We start from the raw sequence: 21,027 nt of genomic DNA, 5'->3' as shown, positions 1-21,027 counted from the left end.
CCGGCCGCTTGTCACAAGCCTGTCATCAGCCGGGTTTATCGCGGCGCATCATGAGTGAAAAAAGCAAGCCTCTCTTCTCCTTCGGCATCGTCGCCGATCCCCAATATGCCAATGCCGATCCCCGTCCGGACATGGGCCGCTATTATGCCGAAAGCCCGAAAAAGCTCTCCGAGGCGATCGCCGTCTTCAACGAAGAGGACCTCGCCTTTGTGGTGACGCTTGGCGACATCATCGACCGCGGTTTCGACAATTTCGATGCGATCCTCAGTGTTTATGACGGGCTTCGCCACCCCTCGGTCCTGTTGCCGGGTAATCATGATTTTTCGGTCGCGCCGGGGCATCTGACCGCCATCCATGCCCGCCTTGGCATGCCGGCGCCCTGGCATGACTTCGCCATCGGCAATGTCCGCTTCGCCGTGCTCGATGGCAACGAGGTCAGTCTCTTCGCCCCGCCGCTCGACGATCCGCGTCGTGCACTTGCGCAGGAGCGGCTGAAGCACCTGCAGCAAGCGGGCGCGATCAATGCACAGGACTGGAACGCCTCGCTCAGCGACGAGCAGTTCGAATGGCTGCGAAACGTCCTGCAAAAATCGGATACGGCCGGCGAAAAAGTGGTCGTGCTGTGCCACTATCCGCTTTATCCGGAAAACGCTCACAACATGTGGGACGCGCCCCGCATTGTCGATCTTCTCAGCGCCCATTCTTCAGCCGTCGCATGGTTCAATGGCCATAATCACGAAGGCAATTACGGTGTGCTGGGCAACACCCACTTCGTCAATTTCAAGGGCATGGTGGATACGCCCGACCAGAACACTTTCGCCATCGCCGATGTTTTCGAAGATCGGATCGTCATTCGCGGTTTTGGCCGCGAGGAGGATCGCCTCTTACGGCTGTGAGGATGGAATGCCCGGCTGGTTGCTCTGCCAGCCGCTCATCCACAATTGCCGCAGCTTTTCACCTTCCAGCTTGAAAAAGCTGCCGGTGCTTTCGCAGGTCAAGACCCGGTCCGAGCGGAAGTTACGGATCGCCTGCCGTAACTCGCACCAGCCGACGATATTCACCGTCTCCGAATAATAGATCACGGCAATGGGCCGGATCTGCCGCCGGGTCTCTGTGCCGGTTTCATCGCGATAGCTGATTTCGAGCCGTTCTTCATCGCGCACCGCACGCCTGACCGTCGCAAGATCGATGCCGACAGGCGCGGGTGCGATGCTGCCCCAGGCATGCAGGGCATTGGCCGACAGGGTTTTGGACAGGGGTTCGGGCAGGGAAGCGGCAATCTTGTCACTGGCCTTTTTCGCTGCCTGCCGCAATTCGGTATCACTGGAACGGCCAACCATGGCGAGCGCCAGCACGATTGCCTCGGTCTCTTCGATGGAAAACATCAGCGGCGGCAGGCTGAAGCCGGGTCGCAGAATATAACCGACGCCGCGCTCGCCTTCGATGGGCACCCGCATGGTCTGAAGGGCGGCTATGTCGCGATAGACCGAACGCGCCGTCACTTCCAGCTTGTCGGCGATTGTCTGTGCCGTGACTGGCCGGCGCGCCAGTCGCAGGATCTGGATGATCTCGAACAGTCTCGACGCCTTGCGCATTGACATTTTCCCGGCGTTTTTTCAAGACAACTGACACAATGCTGTCAGTTGTCTTTTCCTATAAACGGCAAAACACATTGAGAAACATGCATATTCCTAAATGTGCCGTGAACCGTCTGGGGAGATACTGACATGAGTTACGCCGAAAATCTCTGGCTTTTCTTTCTGCTCCTGTTCGGCATCATCATCCTGCCGGGCATGGACATGCTGTTCGTGCTGGCAAGTGCGCTGACGGGCGGCAAGAAAACCGGCCTTTCGGCCGCAAGCGGCATGAGCGCCGGCGGCATCGTGCATTCGCTTTATGGCGCGGCCGGCGTTGGCCTGCTCGCCACCTGGATGCCGTCGCTGTTCCTGCCGCTTCTCATTGCCGGCGCTGCCTATATGGTCTGGATCGGCATCGGCCTGATGCGCAGCGCAATCGTCGTGAATGGCGATGAGGCGCAGGCGAGCGCCTCAGTGAAAAAAGCGTTCTGGCGTGCGGTGCTGACCTGCCTTTCCAACCCGAAAGCCTATCTGTTCATGATGGCGGTCTACCCGCAATTTCTCAAACCTGCCTATGGTCCGATCTGGATGCAGGGGCTGGTGATGGGCGCGATGGTGGCGGTAACGCAGTTTACCGTTTATGGCGCGCTGGCGCTGACGGCGGATAAAAGCCGGCAATGGCTGGTGTCTTCCCCCGGTGCCACGATCTTCATCGGTCGCGCTGCCGGTTTCATGCTGGTTGCCGCAGCGCTGCTGACATTTTGGGAAGCCCTGTCGTGGAGCCTCGGCGAATAAGAGGAACAGATACTGCCGCTCCAGGGAGGCCATTCCCCGCACACCAACGAATGCTCTGCCAAGGCCCGTTGTTTTGTCACGGGGTCTTGTGGGACAACCGTCAGATACTTTTCGGCCTGATACTCTAGACTTCTGTTTTCACGGCGGAATTCACCGCAATGTGACTTCTTTTCGCCATGCGGGAAGGGCATCCTCGCGCCGTTCCATCAAGCGTCCGGCACCTGCCGGAATCAAGGAGAGAGTGTATGAAACTGAAAACCATCGCGGCGGCCATGCTTTTCGGCTGTCTTTGCGCCGGAGCGGTCTATGCTGCCGGCGAAGTCGAAAAACGCGAAGGCATGATGAAGCAGATTGGCGGTTCCATGGGTGCGCTCGCTGCCATCTCCAAGGGCCAGAAGCCCTTCGATGCCGAAGCCGTCAAGGCTGCCGTCACGACCATCAGCACCAACGCCAAGGCTTTCCCCGAACAGTTCCCCGCCGGCACCGAGACTGGCAGCGCGGCGGCTCCGGCCATCTGGGAAAATTTCGAGGACTTCAAGGCCAAGGCGGCCAAGCTCGGTACTGATGCCGATACGGTTCTTGCCAATCTCCCCACCGATCAGGCGGGCGTCACCACCGCCATGCAGACGCTCGGCGCCGATTGCGGCACCTGCCACCAGACCTATCGTCTGAAGAAATAATCACGAATTTCAAAACGCCGCTTCCCGGCGGCGTTTTTTCACGTTGAAAGACACCTGATCAACTCGGGTGGGAATGGGGAGAGGGGTATGTCTTCCATTTGGACGAAGCTTGTGGGCGGGGCCGTGATCGCGGCCATTGCCGGCTATGGCATTTTCGCCTGGGTCACCGCGCCGCAGCGTCAGGCGCCCAGCCATTGGGTCAGCCTCGGCGAGCCGGATCTGGCCAATGGCGAAACGCTGTTCTGGGCGGGTGGCTGCGCAAGCTGTCATGCCGCACCGGATGCCACGGGTGACGCGCTGCGGACGCTCGCCGGCGGGCAGCCGCTGAAAAGTCCCTTCGGCACCTTCCATGTGCCCAATATTTCCTCTGATCCGCAGCACGGCATCGGCAGCTGGACGCTGGCGGAATTCGGCGATGCCATGACGCGCGGGGTGGGAAAGAACGGCGAACATCTTTACCCGTCCTTCCCTTACGCTTCCTATGCGCGCATGACGCAGAAGGATGTCAACGACCTGTTCGGTTATCTGAAAACCCTGCCGGCCAGCCAGAATGACGCGCCGGATCACGATCTGCCGTTTCCCTTCAACCTGCGCATGGCGCTCGGCGGCTGGAAGTTCCTGTATTTCGACACCTCCGCACCGCCGCGCGTCGAGCTTGCCAATGCCAATGCCGAATTGCTGCGCGGCCAATATCTGGTGGAAGGGCCGGGCCATTGCGGCGAATGCCATACCCCGCGCGATGCTCTCGGCGGTTTCCTGAAAGACAAATGGCTGGCCGGCGGCCCCAACCCGGAAGGCGAGGGCCGTATCCCCGATATCACGCCCGGCTCTCAGAGCATCGGCGCCTGGACGACGGCCGATATTGCCGGTTATCTGGAAACCGGCTTCACCCCGGAATTCGACAGCGTCGGCGGCTCCATGGTCAAGGTGCAGCAGAACATGGCGCGTCTGACCGCCGAAGACCGCAATGCCATTGCCGCCTACCTTAAGGCGATCCCGTCTCGGTAAGGCGATACTTCGCCCGACGGATGACATTGAATGAGGTGCGTTGCCGGCCGTATGAACATCTCGCCGCCATTGACTCCCGCACTTACCCGGCGGATAACATGACCGTGATGGTTCCTTCCGGGCGTTCCGGAAGGTGAAAAGGGAACACGATAGGGAGTCGATCCTCATTCGTGGCTGCCCCCGCAACTGTGAGCGGAGAGCCTGAAACGAAATGCCACTGGCAAGCCATCTCGCCCCTATTCAAGGCGAGGGCGATGCCGGGAAGGTGTTTCAGGTTTTGACCCGTAAGCCAGGAGACCTGCCATCGCGGAAATGTCCATGCCGGCGGGGTGTCCGGAAGAGCGGAATGTCAGGGTCGTCGGTTCGATATCCCTGTGTCAGTCTCGTATCCCCGTGGTGAAGTGTATCATATGCGGTCTTGTGGCTTTGGCCATTCGGCCGCTTCTTATGGCGCGGGGTCGCGCCGGGAGAGGGGTCACCATGTCTATCCAGCAGAATACGGCCAATGCAGCCGTTTCAGCAAAAACGGGCAGCTTCGCGCAATCGCTGACGGCGATCGTGCTGGGCCTGTTCGTCGTCGGTTTTGTCGGCTTTTCGCATGTGGAAGCCGTTCACAATGCCGCGCATGACACGCGTCATGCCAATGCCTTCCCCTGCCATTGAGGGAAAACGGCATGTCATTTTTTCGCAATATCGTCTTTACCGCCGTCCTGGTCGGCATCGTCGGCGGTTTGGCCGTCTCGGCCATGCAGGCTTTCGGCACCACGCCGCTCATCCTTCAGGCCGAAACCTTTGAAAGCGCCGGCGGCGAAGCGGCCCATAGCCATGATGCGGCAGCACCCGGCGCTGCTGTTCCCGCCCATGAGCATAATGACGAGGCATGGGCTCCAGCCGATGGTTTCGAGCGCACCGCCTATACTGTTGCTGCCAATGTGCTGACCGCCATCGGTTACGCGCTTGTTCTGACCGGTCTCATCTCGCTGCGCGGCACCGATGCCGGCTGGCGCGAAGGCCTTCTGTGGGGCGTTGCCGGTTTTGCCGCCGTGATGCTCGCACCGATGATCGGCCTGCCGCCGGAATTGCCGGGAAGCCCGGCCGCAGCACTTGAGGCACGGCAGATCTGGTGGCTCTCGACGGTTGCCGCAACCGCCGGCGGCATTGCACTGATCGCGTTTCGCCGCGAGCCCTGGGCCATCGTTATGGCTCTGGTGTTGATCGTCGCGCCGCATGTGGTGGGCGCGCCGCTGCCGCCGGAAGGCGAACATGCGCTGGCGCCGCTGCCGCTGGAACGGCAGTTCATCGTTGCCGCCACCATCACCAGCTTCGTTTTCTGGGCGCTGCTTGGAACATTGAGCGCGTTTTTCCTGAAACGCTTCCAGTCGGCGTAAATCCATGCAGGACGCAGCGGAGTGGAGTGACGAACTCGATGCGCTGCGTTTTGCCGTTCCCGGTCACGGCGCTTTCTGCGCCGTGCACCGCCTTGCCTTCAAGGCCGCTCTGGGCAAAAGTCCCGATCGTGATGCGGCGCTTGCCTATTTTTATGACCACGAAGCTGCCTTTGCCGCTGCGGCAATCGCCAAGATAAAACGTTCAAACTTGCCCGCCGGCCGCAGCCTGCATTTGAACAGCCGCGATATCCGCCGTGCGATTGCCGGCGAGGGGCCGGAGTTTGCGGCGCGTGTCTGCCGGGTGCTTGATCGGCACTGACTGGCCTGATGTTCCCACTTCCGTCATACCGGCCTTGAGCCGGTATCCGGCCAGCCCAGGTCCCTGGGCTGAAAAGACTCTTCTCGCCGCGCAGACGCGCGTCGGCTGGATTCCGGCTCAAGGCCGGAATGACGGGGAGGTGGAGAGATTGTACGGCATCAAGACGGCTGCGCCTTACCGATGCTCCGCTGCAAAAACCTGAAGTTCCGCCGGCTTCCGGACCAAAGAGGCCGAGGTTTTTCAGAATTTCCACCGCAAAACTCACCGGCGCGCTGCCGGCTGCCGTGATGATGCCGCCATCGCTGACCGCCTTCGGCTGGTCGCGATAAAGACCATCGCCATTATAGGCCGGATAGGCCTTGTGTGAGGCGAGCGAATTGCCGGTATGGGCGACATGGTTCAGGATACCCGTGCCCGCCAGCGCGCTTGCCGCCGCACAGATACCGGCAACCAGCCGGTCCTTTTCGCGAAAGCGATGCACCAGCCCGCCAAGATCGGCGGCCGCGCCCTTCTCCCAGCTGAGACCGCCGGGAATGACGAGCGCATCGATGCTGTCAGGATCAAGCGCAGCATGGGAGGTTTCGGGTGTCACATTCAGCCCGCCCATCGATGTTACCGGCCGCCCGTCCGGGCTGGCTTGAACGATCTCGACGCCGAGATAGCTGCGTGCCGCCGCTGCAAGCAGCGCCGGTTCCCAGTCCGCAAAATCCTGTGCCAGCGCAATGGCGATCCGTGTCATGGCCGTCTCCGTCGGTTTTGATCAGGCGATGGACTGCATGTAGCGCATGCCGGTAACCGGACGCGGCGCGAAATCCATGTTTTCGTAGAAACGATGCGCCGCCACATTGCCGGTTGTGGCGCTGACGGAAAGATAGTCGCAACCCAGCCGCTTGGCGATATCACGGGCGCGGGAAACCAGATGCTGGCCGGTGCCGTGGCCGCGATGGCCGTCGCGCACGAAGAGATGGTGCAGCTCAAGCCCGCGCCGGCCTTCCTGCGCCCTGTAGAGCGGCAGAAGCAGTGCGTAGCCGATCAGCGCGCCATCGGCTTCGGCGACAAGGCCATGCACCCAGGGCAGGGGGCCGAACAGGTCGCGCTCAAGCTTGGCCGGCGTGATTGCCGCCGCATCGCCGTGGTAGGAGGCAAGCAGCGTGATCATCTCGTTAAGCTCGGGCAAATCCGTCTTGCGCGCGCCGCGAATGATGACGACGGGCGGTCTTTCCAGTGTAAGGGAGCTATCTTCGGTCATTTTTTCGGTCCTTTGGTCTTATCGGTGCCGTCAGGACGTTTGAAAACAACAAAGCCGCCTGACGGCGGCTTGTTGACAATATGATCTGTCGAGCCGCCCTTAAAGGTAGGCCCAAAAGTACGAGCAGGAGATGGGTGCGCGTTCGTTGATCATGTCATTGCAATGCGCCCGAATCCGTAATCTGTCAAGCGGCTTCAATTTGCAAATCGTGCGATTGCTGAAACAATCGCATCTTCCATCCCAGCATCCCCGGTGGAATGCCCGGCTCCACCTATGGCAATCAGCTCGCTTCCCGGCCATGCGGCGGCAAGTTCGCAAGCGGTGACGGGCGGTCCCTGCAGGTCGCGCATGCCCTGGATGAGCACGCCGGGAATGCCGGCAAGCAGGCCGGCATTGCGGAGAAGCACGCCGTCCTCCAACCATGCCGCATGGTGGAAGTAATGGGCGCAGAGGCGGGCGCGGGTCAGAATATAATCGGCGTCGCGCCATTTTTCCGGAAAGGCCGAGCTTGCCTCCGCGCTGATCGAACCCGCCTCCCACACATGCCACTCAAGTGCCGCCATGCGGCGGATGGCCGGGTCAGGATCGTTCAAAAGCTGGAGATACGCGCCAACGGGATCTTCCTTCGCCATGTGATCCGGGATAGCTGCGATGAAACGCTGCCACTGTTGCGGCAGAAACATCGCCAGCCCCTTGTAAAGCCAGTCGATCTCCTTTTGCCGCGTGGTGGTGACGCCGGCCAGCACCATCGCGCACACCCGATTTGGGTGGCGCTGGGCATAGGCCAGCGCGAGCGTGGCGCCCCAGGAGCTGCCATAAACCAGCCAGTCATCCACCGAAAGCGCGAAGCGGATGGCCTCCATATCGTCGATCAGGTGATGTGTGGTGTTGTGCGCAAGGCTCTCGCTAGCATTCGGCGTGCTTTTGCCGCAACCGCGCTGGTCGAACTGGATGATGCGGTAAAGGGCGGGATCGAAGTAGCGTCTGGCAGTCGCCGAAAGCCCGGAACCGGGGCCGCCATGCAGCAGGATCGCCGGCCGTCCCGCCGGATTGCCGGCAATCGTCACATGCAGCCTGTGGCCTTCGGAAACGTCGAGGAAAACAGTGTCGAACGGGGTGGTTTCGGAAAATATTTCGGCCATCCGGCATCCCTTCCTCAAGCAGGAGAGAGCGCATACAGGGCGCAGATGACAGTGGAATGTCAGCCCTGTTCCGGGTTGGGCCTAGTGTTCGCCGCCGCACATGCCGTGGTCGGAAAGTGCACGGATGACGTAGCAGTCCTCGATGGAATGGCCGTCGCAATGGGCGACGATGCGTTCCAGCTCGTGTTCCAGTTTCCTGAGCTTGGCAATTTTTTCGCGCACATCGGCCAGATGTTCGGCGGCGATGCGATCCGCTCCTTCGCACGGCATCTGCCGGTGCTGGCTGAGCGCGATCAGCTCGCGGATGGCATCGATGTTCAGCCCAAGATCGCGCGCATGGCGGATGAAGGCCAACCTTTCGAGGTCGGATTTTTCATAACGGCGCTGGTTGCCATCCGAACGATCCGCCTCGCGGATGAGGCCCATCTGCTCGTAATAACGGATCGTCGGCACCTTGACGCCGGTGCGTTTCGACAATTCACCGATGGACAGCATGGCTTTCTCCATATCGCGGACGCGGCTGAGTGGCGGGAACGGTCCCGCCGCTCATCATCCGATGCTCTAGTCTCTAGAGATATGGCTTTTTTGCCTGCTGTTCAATGGGGTCAGGCCGCTTCGTTCACGCCCAGCGCCTCAGCCAATGCCTTCAGAACTTCGTTCTCGATATTGGCTGCGGCTTCAGGCTGCGTGGCGGCGGTCATTTCAACGGCCGGCTTGGCCGCGTCGGAGGCGCCGCTGTCGAGATTCCACAATGCGGCGGCAAGACCGGCCGATACGCTGGCGGCAGCCGGTGCGACCGCCGTGGCAACGCTCTCGGCGCTTGAGATGGCGCGGTGTGCGGCGCGGGTCAACTCCAGCAGGGCTTCGGTGGTGGAGTGGGCTTCTCTGTTTTTCGTCGGCTCAACGGTCCGGACCGGAGATGCATAATAGCTGGTGGTGGTTGCTGCGATAGTCGTCATGACTGAGTCCCCAAGTTCTGATGGGGTATTTTTAGGGGCCGAAACATTCGCGAGGATTGCGTCACGCAGGACTTGAACGAAAAACCAACACAATATAGTATACCCCCCTATACTATATGAGGTGCTTATGTCCCATACGATCCGCAACAAGGAGAAGCTGCTCGCCCGCATCCGTCGCCTCAAGGGCCAGATGGAGGCGGTGGAGCGTGCGCTTGATGATGCCAAGCCCTGCGGCGAGGTGCTGCAATTGCTGGCTTCGGTGCGTGGTGCGCTATCCGGCCTGACGGGGGAGGTGATGCAGGAGCATCTGCACGAACATGTGGTGCATGCCGAGAATGAAGACGAGCGGGCGCGGGCGGCGGAAGAACTGGCTCAGGTGCTGAAGACCTACATCCGCTAGCGCGTCCCCCCAAAGTGTCCGCGATTTTGGGGGAGAAGACATGCGTGGAAAAAACACCTTGAAGATCGAACAGGATTAGCGACATGACGACGACATCCGAATTCCCTGCCGCGACCGGCCACGACCATGTTTTTCTAGGCCAGAACCATGAGCGCAATGAAAAGCGCGTGTGGATGGTCATCGCGTTGACCACCGTGATGATGGTGGCCGAAATCGTCGCCGGCAACTGGTTCGGCTCCATGGCGCTGACGGCTGACGGATGGCACATGTCCACCCATGCGGGCGCGATGCTGATTTCGGCGCTGGCCTATCTTCATGCCCGGCGCGAGGCGCGCAACCCGCGCTTCACCTTCGGCACCGGCAAGTTCGGCGATCTCGCGGGTTTTGCCAGCGCCATCGTGCTGGCGGTGGTGGCGCTGCTCATCGCCGTCGAAAGTGCGATGCGCCTCGTCAATCCGGTCGAAATCGACTTCAACCAGGCGATCATCGTCGCCGTCATCGGCCTTGCCGTCAATCTCGTCAGTGCCGTGCTATTGAAGGACGATCACGGGCATGACCACGGCCATGGTCACGGCTCACATGCCCATCACGGCCACGGCAACCACGATCACGGTTCGCACGCGCATCATGGAGACCATGGCGCAGCAAAGGGCGGCAGGGACAATAATCTGCGCGCCGCCTATCTGCATGTGCTGGCGGATGCGCTGACCTCGGTACTCGCCATCGTCGCCCTGCTGCTCGGCAAATGGAACGGCTGGTCTTTCCTTGATCCGGCAATGGGTATCGTTGGCGGTCTGGTTATCGCCCGCTGGTCATGGGGCTTGGTGCGCTCGACGGCGACAACCCTGCTCGATGCCATGCCGCAGGCGGAAGACCTGCCGCAGGAAATCCGTGAAAGCGTCGAGACGGAAGAGGATCGCATCACCGACCTGCATGTCTGGCAGGTGGGTCCGGGGCACCATGCCGCCATCGTGGCGATCCAGTCGCAGGCGCCGCAAGCGCCGGCTTTCTACAAGCAGAAACTTGCCGCCATACATGAACTCTCGCATGTGACGGTGGAGGTCAGCCCGGCAAGGGCCTGAGAAGAATCGCCTATTCGTATTCGGAATAGGCGCTGCGCACCCACTCGGCCTGCGCTTCCGCCTTGTCCTCGGCGGAAGCCACTGCGGGCGTATCCTGATAGGCCGGCGCGCTGCCATTGCCCACGGCCCACAACACGTTGGCCAGCGAATGCGAAAGAATGGTGCTGGAAACGGTGGGGTTGCCGGGGCCGCGTTTGACGGCCTGCTCCTCCGGTGTGCTCTGCGCGCTGCCGGTTTTTTCGATCTCGCGGATACGTCCCTGATAATTGTATCCGCCGATATTGCTTTCGATCTGCATGTCGGTGATTCCGCGTTCAAAAGTTAACAAAGGGTTAACGGCGGCGACTTGTCTGAAACTTGCGCTTGTTGCGTTGCAGCGACTGTCCCGGCTTGACAGGCGGTGAAGTGGTGCTTCGTTTAGGCGCGGAAGAGGAAGTGATACTCCCTGATGGCGCGCAACGGAGACGAATAAGATGAAGCGATGCCGACGCTACTACAGGCCTCCTCGCCCCACCCTCCACGTCATCCTCGCCCTTGAGGCGAGGATCCATTTTTAAGTTCCATAGCGTCCGGCCGTGGATCCTCGCCTCAAGGGCGAGGATGACGCGGAGTGTAGGGTGAGGGATGACCAGTTCGGTGTGAGGAGTGAACCTCAAAACTTATCGAACTATGCCGTTTCCTTCTCCACCGGCAAAACCGGCTCCCGCACCTTCGCAGGCTCCTCCACCGTCTCGGCCTTCTGCGGCGCGGGCGTCACCGCCTCAACCGTGGTGTCCGGTTCCTGCGCAGCCGGGGTCACCATCGCTGCCACCAGCGTGTCGAGACCGATCGAACCGACCGGCTTGCCATCCTCATCAACCACATGCGCCTGAGTCTCGTTGGCCTCCGACATATCGCGGGCAATGGTTTCCAGCGTCGCGTTCTCAGGCACCGACATGCCTTCCGGTTTGCTGTCCAGCGGCTCCATGACCGTGGTGGCCTGCAATACGCGGCCACGATTGACGTCGCGAACGAAGTCGGTGACGTAGCCATCGGCAGGAGAGAGGATGATGCTCTGGCCGTCGCCCTGCTGCACCACTTCGCCGTCCTTGAGAATAGCGATGTGGTCGCCGAGCCGCAAAGCCTCGTCCAGATCGTGGGTAATGAACACCACGGTCTTTTTCAGCTCCTGCTGCAGATCGAGCAGCATGGTCTGCATATCGACACGGATCAGCGGATCGAGCGCCGAATAGGCCTCGTCCATCAAAAGAATATCGGCGTCATTGGCAAGCGCCCGGGCAAGGCCCACACGCTGCTGCATGCCGCCGGAAAGCTGGTTCGGATAATAATCCTCGTAACCGGCAAGGCCGACGCGCTCCAGCCAGTAACGACCCTTTTCCTCGCTCTTGCTGCGCGGCACGCCCTGGATGTCGAGCCCGTAGACGCTGTTTTCCAGCACGGTGCGGTGTGGCAAAAGGCCGAATTTCTGGAACACCATCGCCGTCTTGTGGCGGCGGAACTGCCGCAGCGCCGAGGCGCTCATGCCGCAGATATCCTCGCCGTCATAGAGAACCTCGCCCGCCGTCGGGTCGATCAGCCGGTTGATGTGGCGGATCAGCGTCGACTTGCCGGAGCCGGAAAGGCCCATGACGACGGTGATCTTGCCGCCCGGCATGGTGATGTTGATGTTGTTGAGGCCAAGGACGTGGCTGTGTTTGTCATTCAGTTCCACCTTGTCCATGCCTGCTCGCACCGCTTCGAGGTATTTCTCGGGATGCTTGCCGAAGATCTTGTAAAGATTCTTGATTTCGATGCTTTTAGCCATGGGAGACCTCGCGGTATTTCTGCAGGCGCTTGCCAAAAGCCTGGCTTGCCCGGTCGAACATGATGGCGATGGCGACCAGAGCGAAACCGTTCAGGAAGCCCACCGTGAAGAACTGGTTGTTGATGGCCTGCAGCACGTTCTTGCCAAGCCCGCCGACACCGACCATGGAGGCGACGACGACCATGGCGAGCGCCATCATGATGGTCTGGTTGATGCCGGTCATGATGGTGGGCAGCGCCAGCGGCAGCTGCACGTTGAACAGCTTCTGGCGGTTGGAAGAACCGAAGGCGTCCGCCGCTTCCAGCACCTCGCGGTCCACCAGACGGATGCCGAGGCTGGTCAGGCGGATAACGGGCGGAATGGCATAGATCACCACTGCGATCAGGCCCGGTACCTTGCCGATGCCGAAAATCACCACCACGGGGATGAGATAAACGAAGCTGGGCAGGGTCTGCATCACGTCGAGCACGGGATTGATGAGGCGTTGCAGGCGTTCAGAACGTCCCATCAGGATGCCGAGCGGCAGGCCGATGACGATGGCGATCAGGGTGGCGATGGCGACGATGGACAGTGTCGTCATGGCATCGCGCCACAGGCCGACCGCGCCGATCATCAACAGGGAGATGGCGGTGCCGCCGGTGATCTTCAGGCTGCGCCCGGCCAGATGCACGATGGCCAGAATGACCAGCATCGTGATGATCCACGGCGTCTGGATGAACAGCCGCTCCGAGGAGTTGAGGAACAGCTGCAACGGATGCACGATCACATCGATCGCATCGCCGTAATTGCGCACGATGTCGCGAAAACCATCATCGATGGTCTTGCGTGCCACACGCATCGTGGAGTTGTCGATGGCCGGGAACTTGCAGAGCAGGTCCGGCAGGTAATTGCAGAGGGCCATTATTGTTGTTTTCCCTTTGGGGTTTGGGATGGGCGGTTAAGGCTGGAGCGCGGGGCACCCCCCTCTGTCCTGCCGGACATCTCCCCCACAAGGGGGGAGATCGATCCGGGGCAAAGTCTCGCCCATCAAACAGGTTGCGGATTTGTGAGAGGGTGCGCCCAGCCGATCTCCCTCCTTGTGGGGGAGATGCCCGGCAGGGCAGAGGGGGGTAAGCCACGGATGCCAACCGAAGCTTCCCACTCTCATCACATCGAAGCCTTGATCTTCTCCGCCACCTCGGCCGGAACCCACTTTGTCCAGGTTTCCTCATGGTTCTCGAGGAAATATTCCGCGCCATCCTCGTTGGTGCCCTGGTTCTCATCCATCCAGGCGAGGATTTCGGCGACCATCTTGTTGTCCCAGTTGCGGGCCTTGAGATAATCCATCGTCACCCCGGCCTTGCCTTCGAAATCCTTGGTGATGACGGTAAAGACATCGGCCACCGGATAGGCGTTGACCTTGGGATCGGCGCAATCGACCTTGGCCGTGCACTCGTCAAAATGGGCGCGGTCGAGTTCGACGCCGTCATCCAGCTTCACCATCTCGTATTTGCCGAGAATGGCGGTGGGCGACCAGTAATAACCGAGCCAGCCCTGCTTCTTTTCAAACGCATTGGCGATGGAGCCGTCGAGGCCGGCGGCAGAGCCGGTATCGACCAGTGTGAAGCCCTTTTTGTCGCCTTCGCGCGCCTTGTAGAGATTGGTGGTGGTCACCTGGCAGTTCCAGCCGGAGGGGCAATTATGCACGGCGCCCTTGCTGGCATCCTCCGGAGCGGGGAAGAGTTCGGGATGTTTCAGCGCATCCTCGACGGTCTTGATATCTGGGTGTGCGTCGGCGATGAATTTCGGGATCCACCAGCCTTCGATACCGCCTTCGGAAAGAATTTTGGACGCTTCGACCATGCGGCCGTCCTTGACGGCGGCGTCGAGCGGTTCGCGCACGGCGTTCACCCACAATTCGGGCGCCATGTCCGGCTGGCCCTTTTCGTTCATGGAGGCGAAGGTCGGCATGGTATCGCCGCTGACGACGTTGACCGTGCAGTCATAGCCGTTTTCCATGATGAACTTGTCGACGTAAGCCGCGACACCGGCGGATGCCCAGTTCATTTCGGCGATGGTGATGCTGCCGCACTCTTCGGCGGCATTGGCGGCATTTGCTGCACCGGCAGCGATGATAAAGCCCGTTACGAGAATGGTCGAGGCTAGGAGTTTCTTCATGGTGTAAGACCCCCAAGTCTGATGCAGTGTTTTCAATTGGCAAAGCGGGAGCACTGCAAAGCCCGGATTGCCAAGGGCGAACTGACATGGCGCGTGAAAAAGCCGAAAAATTCCGGCATAAAGAATATCCGCAATACGTGCTGCGGGAATGCCGCAAGAGGTGCGGCGAAAAGGCGCATGAATATGTCAACGACCGGCATAATACGGCCAAAAAGTGATATTGCAACGCGAAAAGGCGCATTGCAGCCATGCATTCGATTTTCGGAACATTTTCTCATGTCGGGTAATACATGAGCGTTATTTGCTTTTAAGTCAGATATATTGTGAGTTACAGTAACAGAAAATAAAAATTCACTAGCGACGAAAGTGGCATTTGTAGAAAAGGCACAGTCGAGATTTTGTGGAAAAAATATTCAAAAAGAGGTTTTTTACAGGTATTTTCGTTCGAGATAATGTCGGGCGACGGTTTAGTCCGTCGCCCGTTCGGCAGTCAGCGTGTCATGCCGCGTCCTTGCCCGCCACCTTCAGCGCGAAGGCATATTCGAAGGCGATTTCTTCCAGCCGCTGGAAACGGCCGGATTTGCCGCCATGGCCGGCCGCCATGTTGGTCTTGAGCAGGATGGGTGCTTCCCCCGTGGTCTTCTCACGCAGCTTCGCCACCCATTTGGTCGGCTCCCAATAGGTCACGCGGGGATCGGTGAGGCCGGAAAGCGCAAGGATAGGCGGGTAAGGCTTCGCGCCCACATTGTCATAGGGGCTGTAGGCAGCAATCCAGCCATATTCCTCTGCCGATTCCAGCGGATTGCCCCATTCCGGCCATTCCGGCGGGGTGAGCGGCAAAGTGTCATCAAGCATGGTGGTCAGCACATCCACGAAAGGAACGGCGGCGATGATGCCGGCGAATTTCTCCGGCGCCATATTGGCAACGGCTCCCATCAGCATGCCGCCGGCCGAGCCGCCTTCGGCGATAATGCCCCCATAAGAGGTGAAACCTTCCTGAACCAGATGATCGGCAGCGGCGATGAAATCCTTAAAGGTGTTCTGCTTGGCTTCCATCTTGCCGGTCTCGTACCATTCGAAACCCTTGTCCTTGCCGCCGCGAATATGGGCGATGGCATAGATGAAACCACGGTCGGCGAGCGACAGCGTGGTGGTGGAGAAGGAGGCCGGAATGGTGATGCCGTAAGCGCCATATCCGTAGAGCAGGCAGGGGGCGGAACCGTCAAGCGCCACATCCTTGCGGTAGAGCAGCGAGACCGGCACCAGCTCGCCGTCATGGGCAGGCGCCATGATGCGGCGGGTGATGTAATCGTCAGGATTGTGGCCAGAGGGCACTTCCTGCGTCTTCAGCAGCGTGCGCTCGCGCGTCACCATGTCGTAATCGAACAGCTGGCTCGGCGTCGTCATCGAGGAATAGGAGAAACGGATGACGTCAGTGTTATATTCCGCCGCGCCATGCAGGCCAAGCGAATAGGCCTCTTCGGCAAAGGCGATGGAATGTTCCTCGCCGGTGCGGCGGTCGCGGATGACGATGCGCGGCAGGCCGTCGCGGCGTTCCAGCCAGATCAGGTGGCGGGCATAGGCATCGACCGAGAGAATAAGGCGGCCCGGCTCATGCGGAACCACCTCTTTCCAGTTTTCCTTGCCGGGTGCGGTGACCGGTGCTTCCACGGTGCGGAAATCCTTGGCGTCACCATCATTGGTGAGGATGAAGAAGACATCGCCGCCTTCGCACATCGAATATTCGATGCCCTCTTCGCGCTCCGCCACGATAGCAGGTTCGGCCGTCAGGTCTTTGGTGGAGAGAATGCGATATTCGCTGGTCTCATGGTCGTGAATGTCGATGAAGATGAAATCGTCGAGAACCGACGCGCCGACGCCCATGAAGAAGCCGGGATCCTTTTCCTCATAAACCAGCCGGTCGGCCGATTGCGGCTCGCCGATGATATGGTGGAAGACCTTGGAGGGGCGGTGGTTCTCGTCCTGTAGCGTATAAAAGAAGCTCTTGCCGTCGGGCGCCCACGCGCCGCCACCGCCGGTATTTTCCACGACGTCGGCAAGGTCTTTGCCGGTTTCGAGGTTACGGATGCGCAGGGTGAAATATTCCGAGCCCTTGTCGTCATAACCCCAGATGCCGTGACTGTGATCGGAGGACTGGTCGAGACCAGCAAGACGGAAATAATCCTTGCCCTCGGCCTCCTTGTCACCATCAAGCAGCACATGTTTTTCGCCGCCGCCGCGCGGGGTGCGGAAATAATGCGGCTGCTCGCCGCCGGTCACGAACAATGTCCCGTAAGCATAAGGCCCGTCATTGACCGGCACGGAGGAATCGTCCTGCTTGATGCGGCCCTTCATCTCTTCGAACAGCTTTTCCTGAAGCGCCCTGGTGTCACCCATGGCCGCTTCCATATAGGCGTTTTCCGCCTCCAGATGGGCGCGGATCGACGGGTCGAGCAGGGTCGGGTCCTTGAACATGGCCTGCCAGTTATCGGCCCGGAACCATGCGTAATCGTCGGTGCGGGTAATGCCGTGATGCGTGTCCTGAACGGGCCTTTTTTCGGCGGTCGGTGCGGCGGGCAGGTTCTTGAAAATCGGCAATGGAAACTCGCTTTCCTATAAAAATCCATGGGCAATACCAAGGTGTGGCACCAAGATGTAGAGTGACCCTCCCGGCCGATCAAGTTTCAAATCTCCACAGGCGTAATGCGGCTTGGGCACAATTTCGTCAGCTTTCGATCACATTTTGGCAATATCCGGCAAATCAGCGATGATGCGCGCCGGTCTCCGGCCCGCCGTCTATCGACAAGAACAAACGAAAAAACTGACAGGACCCCATGCGAAAGCTTCTTCCCGCTGCCCTTTCTGCCTTTTTCCTCAGCTTGCAGGCCTTTACTCCCGCTTTTGCAATCGACGCCAGCGTCATGCGGCAGCTGAACGCGCTTGCCCCTGAAGAGCGTCTGGAGCAGCGCTGCGATATCGAGGCGATGGAAAGGATAGCGACGGAGCAGAAGGGCATGCGGCCGGACAAGGTCATCGCCTATACGTTTGGGGATCCGGAAGTCGGCAAGAACTCCATCAAGGCGCCGGGTGCGGTCTTCAGAAGTTCCGGCGAATGGTACAAGCTCAAATACAAATGCCAGCTGAAGAGCGACAGCCTCAGCATCCAGTCCTTTGATTACCGCGTTGGCGACAGGATTCCCGAGGAGCAGTGGAAGAAGTTGTATCTTTATGACTAAGCAAGGATTTTTTCGGTTGTCGGCAGGCGTTTAGCCGCCGCTTTTCTTGCCGCTCCGCCGCCGGCTCTGTAACCCTGCCGCCTGATCAAAGCGAGGGAGACGGGCATGGCGATACGATTCAAGGGACTTTCGGCTTTTCCGATCACGCCGGCCGATGAGGCCGGGCGGGTGGACACGCAGGCCTTCTCCGCCCTGATCGAGCGGCTGGATGCGGCGGCGGTCGATTCCGTCGGCATTCTCGGCAGCACCGGCATCTATATGTATCTCACACGGGAAGAGAGACGCCGCGCCATCGAGGCGGCAGCCGCCGTCCTCAAGCGCAAGCGCATATTGATGGCCGGTGTCGGTGCCTTGCGCACCGATGAGGCCGTGGCGCTGGCGAAGGATGCGGAAGCGGCCGGTGCCGATGCGCTGCTGCTCGCACCCGTCTCCTACACGCCGCTGACGCAGGAAGAGGCCTATCATCATTTCGCCGCCGTGGCGGGCGCAACGGCGCTGCCGCTTGCCATCTACAACAACCCGACGACAACGCGCTTTACCTTCAGCGACGAGCTTCTGGTGCGGCTTGCCTACATCCCGAATATCCGCGCCATCAAGATGCCGCTACCGGCCGATTCCGATTATGCGGGTGAACTCGCGCGGCTGAGGCCGAAGCTGTCGGATAATTTCGCCATTGGTTACAGCGGTGACTGGGGCTGCGCCGAGGCGACACTTGCCGGTGGCGATACCTGGTACAGCGTCGTTGCCGGGCTGCTGCCAGTTCCAGCCCTGCAATTGATGCGGGCGGCTCAGGCCGGCAATGCGGAGGAGGCAAAAAGGCTCGATGCGGCCTTCCAGACGCTCTGGGCGCTGTTCAAGGAATTCGGCAGCATCCGCGTGGTTTACGCCGCCGCCAACATACTGCAACTGACGGCATGCGAACCGCCCCGACCGATCCTGCCGCTCACCAGCGCGGAACGCCAACGGGTGGAAGAGGCGCTTGAAGCCCTGTCCGCGCTGGAAACCGCGCCATAATTCGGGCGCTTTACGGGCGGATTGCCACGGGATTATACGTTATTACACTGCGGAAAACGAAAATGATGCGTCGCTTCCTCCTTGCTGTCTTGTTTGCCTCCGCCGCGTCGGCCGCGCTCGCGGGCACCGGGCTTGTCGAGCCGACGTTGAAGATGACGCCGCAGCATGACGGCAAGGTGCGGGTGGCGATGACGCTTGATGCCTGCATGGGCAAGACCGATCACCGCATCCTCGATACGCTGGTACGCGAGCGCATCCCCGCGACGATCTTCGTCACCGCCCGCTGGCTGAAACACAATGGCGAGGCGCTCGCCGTGCTCATGGCGCATCCGGACCTCTTCGAGATCGAAAACCACGGCGAAAACCACGTGCCGGCGGTGGACAAGCCCGTTTCCATCTATGGCATCGCCGCCGCAGGTTCTGAAATGGCGGTCGAGCAGGAAGTGGAGGGCGGCCGTCAGGCCATCGTCGCCGCCACCGGCCTCCAGCCGCAATGGTTCCGCGGTGCGACGGCGAAATATACCAATTCCTCCATGGCCACCATCAACCGGCTCGGCATGCGGGTGGCCGGTTATTCCGTCAATGGCGATGGCGGCTCGCTGCTGGGCGCGGGCGCGACGGCAAAACACATCGCCTCGGCAAAAGACGGCGACGTCATCATCTCCCACATCAACCAGCCCACCCATGAAGCGGGCGAGGGCGTGGTGAAAGGCCTTCTGGCGCTGAAGGCGCGCGGCGTGATTTTCACGCGTCTCGACGACCCGTCCTTCGCACCGCCGGGGAATTGATCCGCAAGGTCGCCGCCCGTTTCTTCTCCCCGCCGGGGAGAAGATGCCCGAAGGGCAGATGAGGGGGCAACCTCTCCGCATATCTCTGCCCTTGCCCCTCATCCGGCGCTGCGCGCCACCTTCTCCCTGGCGGGGAGAAGAAATATGCCGCACCGGCTTGGCCGTGAAACGGCGCGGACACAAGCCGACAACATCCTCTACATCCATGCCCGTTTTTCGGCGGCGCGGGCCAAAAATTTGCGCTAGCATCCTCCCATGATGCTGTTCAAACGCCCCGACACCGAAACCCTGTATTCCGCCCTTGTGAACAAGGATCCCGCCTATGAAGGCGTGGCCTATGTCTGCGTGACCTCGACCAAGATTTTCTGCCGCTTCACCTGCACGGCGCGAAAGCCGAAGATCGAGAATTGCCGGTTCCGCGAGACCATCGCCGAATGCCTGGAGGCGGGTTTCCGCCCCTGCAAGCGCTGCAAGCCGATGCTCGCCTACGGCACCGCCGACGAGACCGTCACCTCGCTTCTGACGGCGCTGGAAAACGAACCGGCGCGGCGCTGGCGAGAGGAGGATGTGGTGGCGCTGGGACACGACCCTTCCACCGTGCGCCGCACCTTCAAGCGTCGTTTCGGCATGAGTTTTCTGGAAATCGCCCGGCTGCGCCGGCTGGGGGATGCGGCGACGAGCCTTGCCTCGGGTGAGGCGGTGATCGGCGCGCAGATCGATGCGGGCTACGAATCCGGCAGCGGCTTTCGCTCGGCGATCAACCAGTTCTTCGGCACGTCGCCCGTCGCCATGAAGGGCAAGGGGTTTTTGAAAGGTGACTGGATCGATACGCCGATCGGTCCGATGCTGGTCGTTGCCGACGATCATGCCCTGCATCTGCTCGAATTCGCCGACCGGCCGGCCCTTCCAGCCGAGCTGAAGCGGCTGAAGGCCCGCACCGGCGCGGATATGGTGCTTGGCCGCACCGCGGTGACCGGCCAGATCGCGGCGGAACTTGCCGCCTATTTCGCCGGCAGTTCGGCGGCCTTCGAAACCCGGCTTGCCGGCCACGGCACGCCCTTCGAGCGCGATGTCTGGCAGAACTTGCGGCAAATTCCAGTGGGTGAGATCGTCAGCTATTCCTCGCTCGCAAACACCATGGAAAGACCTTCCGCCGTGCGCGCCGTGGCCCGCGCCAATGGCGCCAACCAGATCGCCATCGTCGTTCCCTGCCACCGGGTGCTGGGAGCGGATGGCAGCCTGACCGGATATGGTGGCGGTTTATGGCGCAAGAAATGGCTGATCGAGCACGAGCGCCGTATGGCGCAGGCGCAGGGGCAGCGAATGCCGCTCGCTTCCTGAGCGGCCTGGCTGTTGGATTTCGGGAGGTTGTTCATTTAGTTGAGCGGGGTGAGTGTGGCTTTACCCCCCTCTGCCCTGCCGGGCATCT

Annotated in this window: 23 protein-coding genes, 1 pseudogene and 1 riboswitch; of the genes and pseudogenes, 13 read left to right on the top strand and 11 right to left on the bottom strand. The window is 60.6% G+C overall.

The window, feature by feature from the left end:
• Window positions 1–50 precede the first annotated feature (50 nt).
• A complete protein-coding gene (locus tag ACQZ5F_RS08870; RefSeq protein WP_225340035.1) occupies window positions 51–896 on the top strand; it encodes a metallophosphoesterase in 846 nt (281 codons plus the stop codon).
• On the opposite strand, the gene ACQZ5F_RS08865 is transcribed toward ACQZ5F_RS08870, so the two are convergent.
• Window positions 885–1,595, bottom strand: a complete 711-nt coding sequence (locus ACQZ5F_RS08865; RefSeq protein ID WP_046798593.1) for a helix-turn-helix transcriptional regulator — start codon at window positions 1,593–1,595, stop codon at window positions 885–887. The genes ACQZ5F_RS08870 and ACQZ5F_RS08865 overlap by 12 nt on opposite strands.
• Before the next feature lie 132 nt (window positions 1,596–1,727).
• Between ACQZ5F_RS08865 and ACQZ5F_RS08860 the strand changes: the two genes are divergently transcribed.
• From ACQZ5F_RS08860 to ACQZ5F_RS08835, 6 genes are all read left to right on the top strand, one after another.
• A complete protein-coding gene (locus ACQZ5F_RS08860) occupies window positions 1,728–2,372 on the top strand; it encodes a LysE family translocator (protein WP_225246393.1) in 645 nt (214 codons plus the stop codon).
• A 245-nt stretch (window positions 2,373–2,617) separates the two neighbouring features.
• Complete coding sequence (locus tag ACQZ5F_RS08855; RefSeq protein ID WP_052817533.1) at window positions 2,618–3,052, top strand: c-type cytochrome; 435 nt, start codon at window positions 2,618–2,620, stop codon at window positions 3,050–3,052.
• A gap of 87 nt (window positions 3,053–3,139) precedes the next feature.
• Window positions 3,140–4,060, top strand: coding sequence for a cytochrome c (locus ACQZ5F_RS08850; protein ID WP_046798596.1), 921 nt, complete (start codon window positions 3,140–3,142; stop codon window positions 4,058–4,060).
• A 91-nt stretch (window positions 4,061–4,151) separates the two neighbouring features.
• Window positions 4,152–4,380, top strand: a riboswitch (cobalamin riboswitch).
• Window positions 4,381–4,540: 160 nt separating this feature from the next.
• Window positions 4,541–4,723, top strand: coding sequence for a CbtB domain-containing protein (locus tag ACQZ5F_RS08845; protein ID WP_046798597.1), 183 nt, complete (start codon window positions 4,541–4,543; stop codon window positions 4,721–4,723).
• An 11-nt stretch (window positions 4,724–4,734) separates the two neighbouring features.
• Complete coding sequence (locus ACQZ5F_RS08840) at window positions 4,735–5,448, top strand: CbtA family protein (RefSeq protein WP_052817537.1); 714 nt, start codon at window positions 4,735–4,737, stop codon at window positions 5,446–5,448.
• A gap of 4 nt (window positions 5,449–5,452) precedes the next feature.
• Window positions 5,453–5,767, top strand: a complete 315-nt coding sequence (locus ACQZ5F_RS08835; protein ID WP_225246394.1) for a hypothetical protein — start codon at window positions 5,453–5,455, stop codon at window positions 5,765–5,767.
• A gap of 174 nt (window positions 5,768–5,941) precedes the next feature.
• Here the strand turns inward: ACQZ5F_RS08835 and ACQZ5F_RS08830 are convergent.
• From ACQZ5F_RS08830 to ACQZ5F_RS08810, 5 genes and pseudogenes are all read right to left on the bottom strand, one after another.
• A pseudogene (locus ACQZ5F_RS08830) lies at window positions 5,942–6,506 on the bottom strand (type 1 glutamine amidotransferase family protein).
• Window positions 6,507–6,527: 21 nt separating this feature from the next.
• Window positions 6,528–7,016 (bottom strand): GNAT family N-acetyltransferase, encoded by a 489-nt coding sequence (locus tag ACQZ5F_RS08825; RefSeq protein ID WP_003509304.1) that lies wholly within the window; start codon window positions 7,014–7,016, stop codon window positions 6,528–6,530.
• A 194-nt stretch (window positions 7,017–7,210) separates the two neighbouring features.
• Window positions 7,211–8,158: a prolyl aminopeptidase gene (gene pip / locus ACQZ5F_RS08820; RefSeq protein WP_448730540.1), complete on the bottom strand. Its 948-nt coding sequence runs from the start codon at window positions 8,156–8,158 to the stop codon at window positions 7,211–7,213.
• An 81-nt stretch (window positions 8,159–8,239) separates the two neighbouring features.
• A complete protein-coding gene (locus ACQZ5F_RS08815) occupies window positions 8,240–8,653 on the bottom strand; it encodes a MerR family transcriptional regulator (protein WP_046798602.1) in 414 nt (137 codons plus the stop codon).
• Between the two features lie 110 nt (window positions 8,654–8,763).
• On the bottom strand, window positions 8,764–9,117 hold the full coding sequence (locus ACQZ5F_RS08810; RefSeq protein WP_448730541.1) for a hypothetical protein: 354 nt from the start codon (window positions 9,115–9,117) through the stop codon (window positions 8,764–8,766).
• Between the two features lie 127 nt (window positions 9,118–9,244).
• On the opposite strand from ACQZ5F_RS08810, the gene dmeR reads away from it, so the two are divergent.
• Both dmeR and dmeF read left to right on the top strand, forming a co-directional pair.
• A complete protein-coding gene (gene dmeR, locus ACQZ5F_RS08805) occupies window positions 9,245–9,517 on the top strand; it encodes a Ni(II)/Co(II)-sensing transcriptional repressor DmeR (RefSeq protein ID WP_003509296.1) in 273 nt (90 codons plus the stop codon).
• A gap of 83 nt (window positions 9,518–9,600) precedes the next feature.
• Complete coding sequence (dmeF, locus tag ACQZ5F_RS08800) at window positions 9,601–10,599, top strand: CDF family Co(II)/Ni(II) efflux transporter DmeF (protein WP_448730542.1); 999 nt, start codon at window positions 9,601–9,603, stop codon at window positions 10,597–10,599.
• 10 nt (window positions 10,600–10,609) lie between these two features.
• Here the strand turns inward: dmeF and ACQZ5F_RS08795 are convergent, their stop codons facing one another.
• From ACQZ5F_RS08795 to ACQZ5F_RS08775, 5 genes are all read right to left on the bottom strand, one after another.
• Window positions 10,610–10,897 carry a hypothetical protein gene (locus tag ACQZ5F_RS08795; protein ID WP_046798605.1) on the bottom strand — a complete coding sequence of 96 codons (288 nt, stop codon included), beginning with the start codon at window positions 10,895–10,897 and terminating at the stop codon, window positions 10,610–10,612.
• Between the two features lie 369 nt (window positions 10,898–11,266).
• The gene (locus ACQZ5F_RS08790) at window positions 11,267–12,403 is read right to left on the bottom strand and encodes a quaternary amine ABC transporter ATP-binding protein (protein WP_448730543.1); all 1,137 of its coding nucleotides are present in this window, start codon (window positions 12,401–12,403) and stop codon (window positions 11,267–11,269) included.
• Complete coding sequence (locus tag ACQZ5F_RS08785; RefSeq protein ID WP_137083768.1) at window positions 12,396–13,304, bottom strand: ABC transporter permease; 909 nt, start codon at window positions 13,302–13,304, stop codon at window positions 12,396–12,398. Before ACQZ5F_RS08785 ends, ACQZ5F_RS08790 begins: the two co-directional genes overlap by 8 nt.
• A 245-nt stretch (window positions 13,305–13,549) precedes the next feature.
• On the bottom strand, window positions 13,550–14,560 hold the full coding sequence (locus tag ACQZ5F_RS08780; protein ID WP_448730544.1) for an ABC transporter substrate-binding protein: 1,011 nt from the start codon (window positions 14,558–14,560) through the stop codon (window positions 13,550–13,552).
• Between the two features lie 498 nt (window positions 14,561–15,058).
• On the bottom strand, window positions 15,059–17,158 hold the full coding sequence (locus ACQZ5F_RS08775) for a S9 family peptidase (RefSeq protein WP_448730545.1): 2,100 nt from the start codon (window positions 17,156–17,158) through the stop codon (window positions 15,059–15,061).
• A 236-nt stretch (window positions 17,159–17,394) separates the two neighbouring features.
• Between ACQZ5F_RS08775 and ACQZ5F_RS08770 the strand changes: the two genes are divergently transcribed.
• From ACQZ5F_RS08770 to ACQZ5F_RS08755, 4 genes are all read left to right on the top strand, one after another.
• A complete protein-coding gene (locus tag ACQZ5F_RS08770) occupies window positions 17,395–17,796 on the top strand; it encodes a DUF930 domain-containing protein (RefSeq protein ID WP_046798610.1) in 402 nt (133 codons plus the stop codon).
• A 105-nt stretch (window positions 17,797–17,901) separates the two neighbouring features.
• Window positions 17,902–18,810: a dihydrodipicolinate synthase family protein gene (locus ACQZ5F_RS08765; RefSeq protein WP_448730546.1), complete on the top strand. Its 909-nt coding sequence runs from the start codon at window positions 17,902–17,904 to the stop codon at window positions 18,808–18,810.
• Between the two features lie 62 nt (window positions 18,811–18,872).
• The gene (locus ACQZ5F_RS08760) at window positions 18,873–19,598 is read left to right on the top strand and encodes a polysaccharide deacetylase family protein (RefSeq protein WP_046798612.1); all 726 of its coding nucleotides are present in this window, start codon (window positions 18,873–18,875) and stop codon (window positions 19,596–19,598) included.
• A gap of 255 nt (window positions 19,599–19,853) precedes the next feature.
• Complete coding sequence (locus ACQZ5F_RS08755; RefSeq protein ID WP_448730547.1) at window positions 19,854–20,939, top strand: bifunctional transcriptional activator/DNA repair enzyme AdaA; 1,086 nt, start codon at window positions 19,854–19,856, stop codon at window positions 20,937–20,939.
• Window positions 20,940–21,027: the final 88 nt, after the last annotated feature.

It is taken from the genome of Agrobacterium sp. 22-210-1, assembly GCF_053522525.1.
The sequence above is the reverse complement of the archived record's forward strand: the minus strand, read 5'-3'. Positions and strand labels throughout refer to the sequence as shown.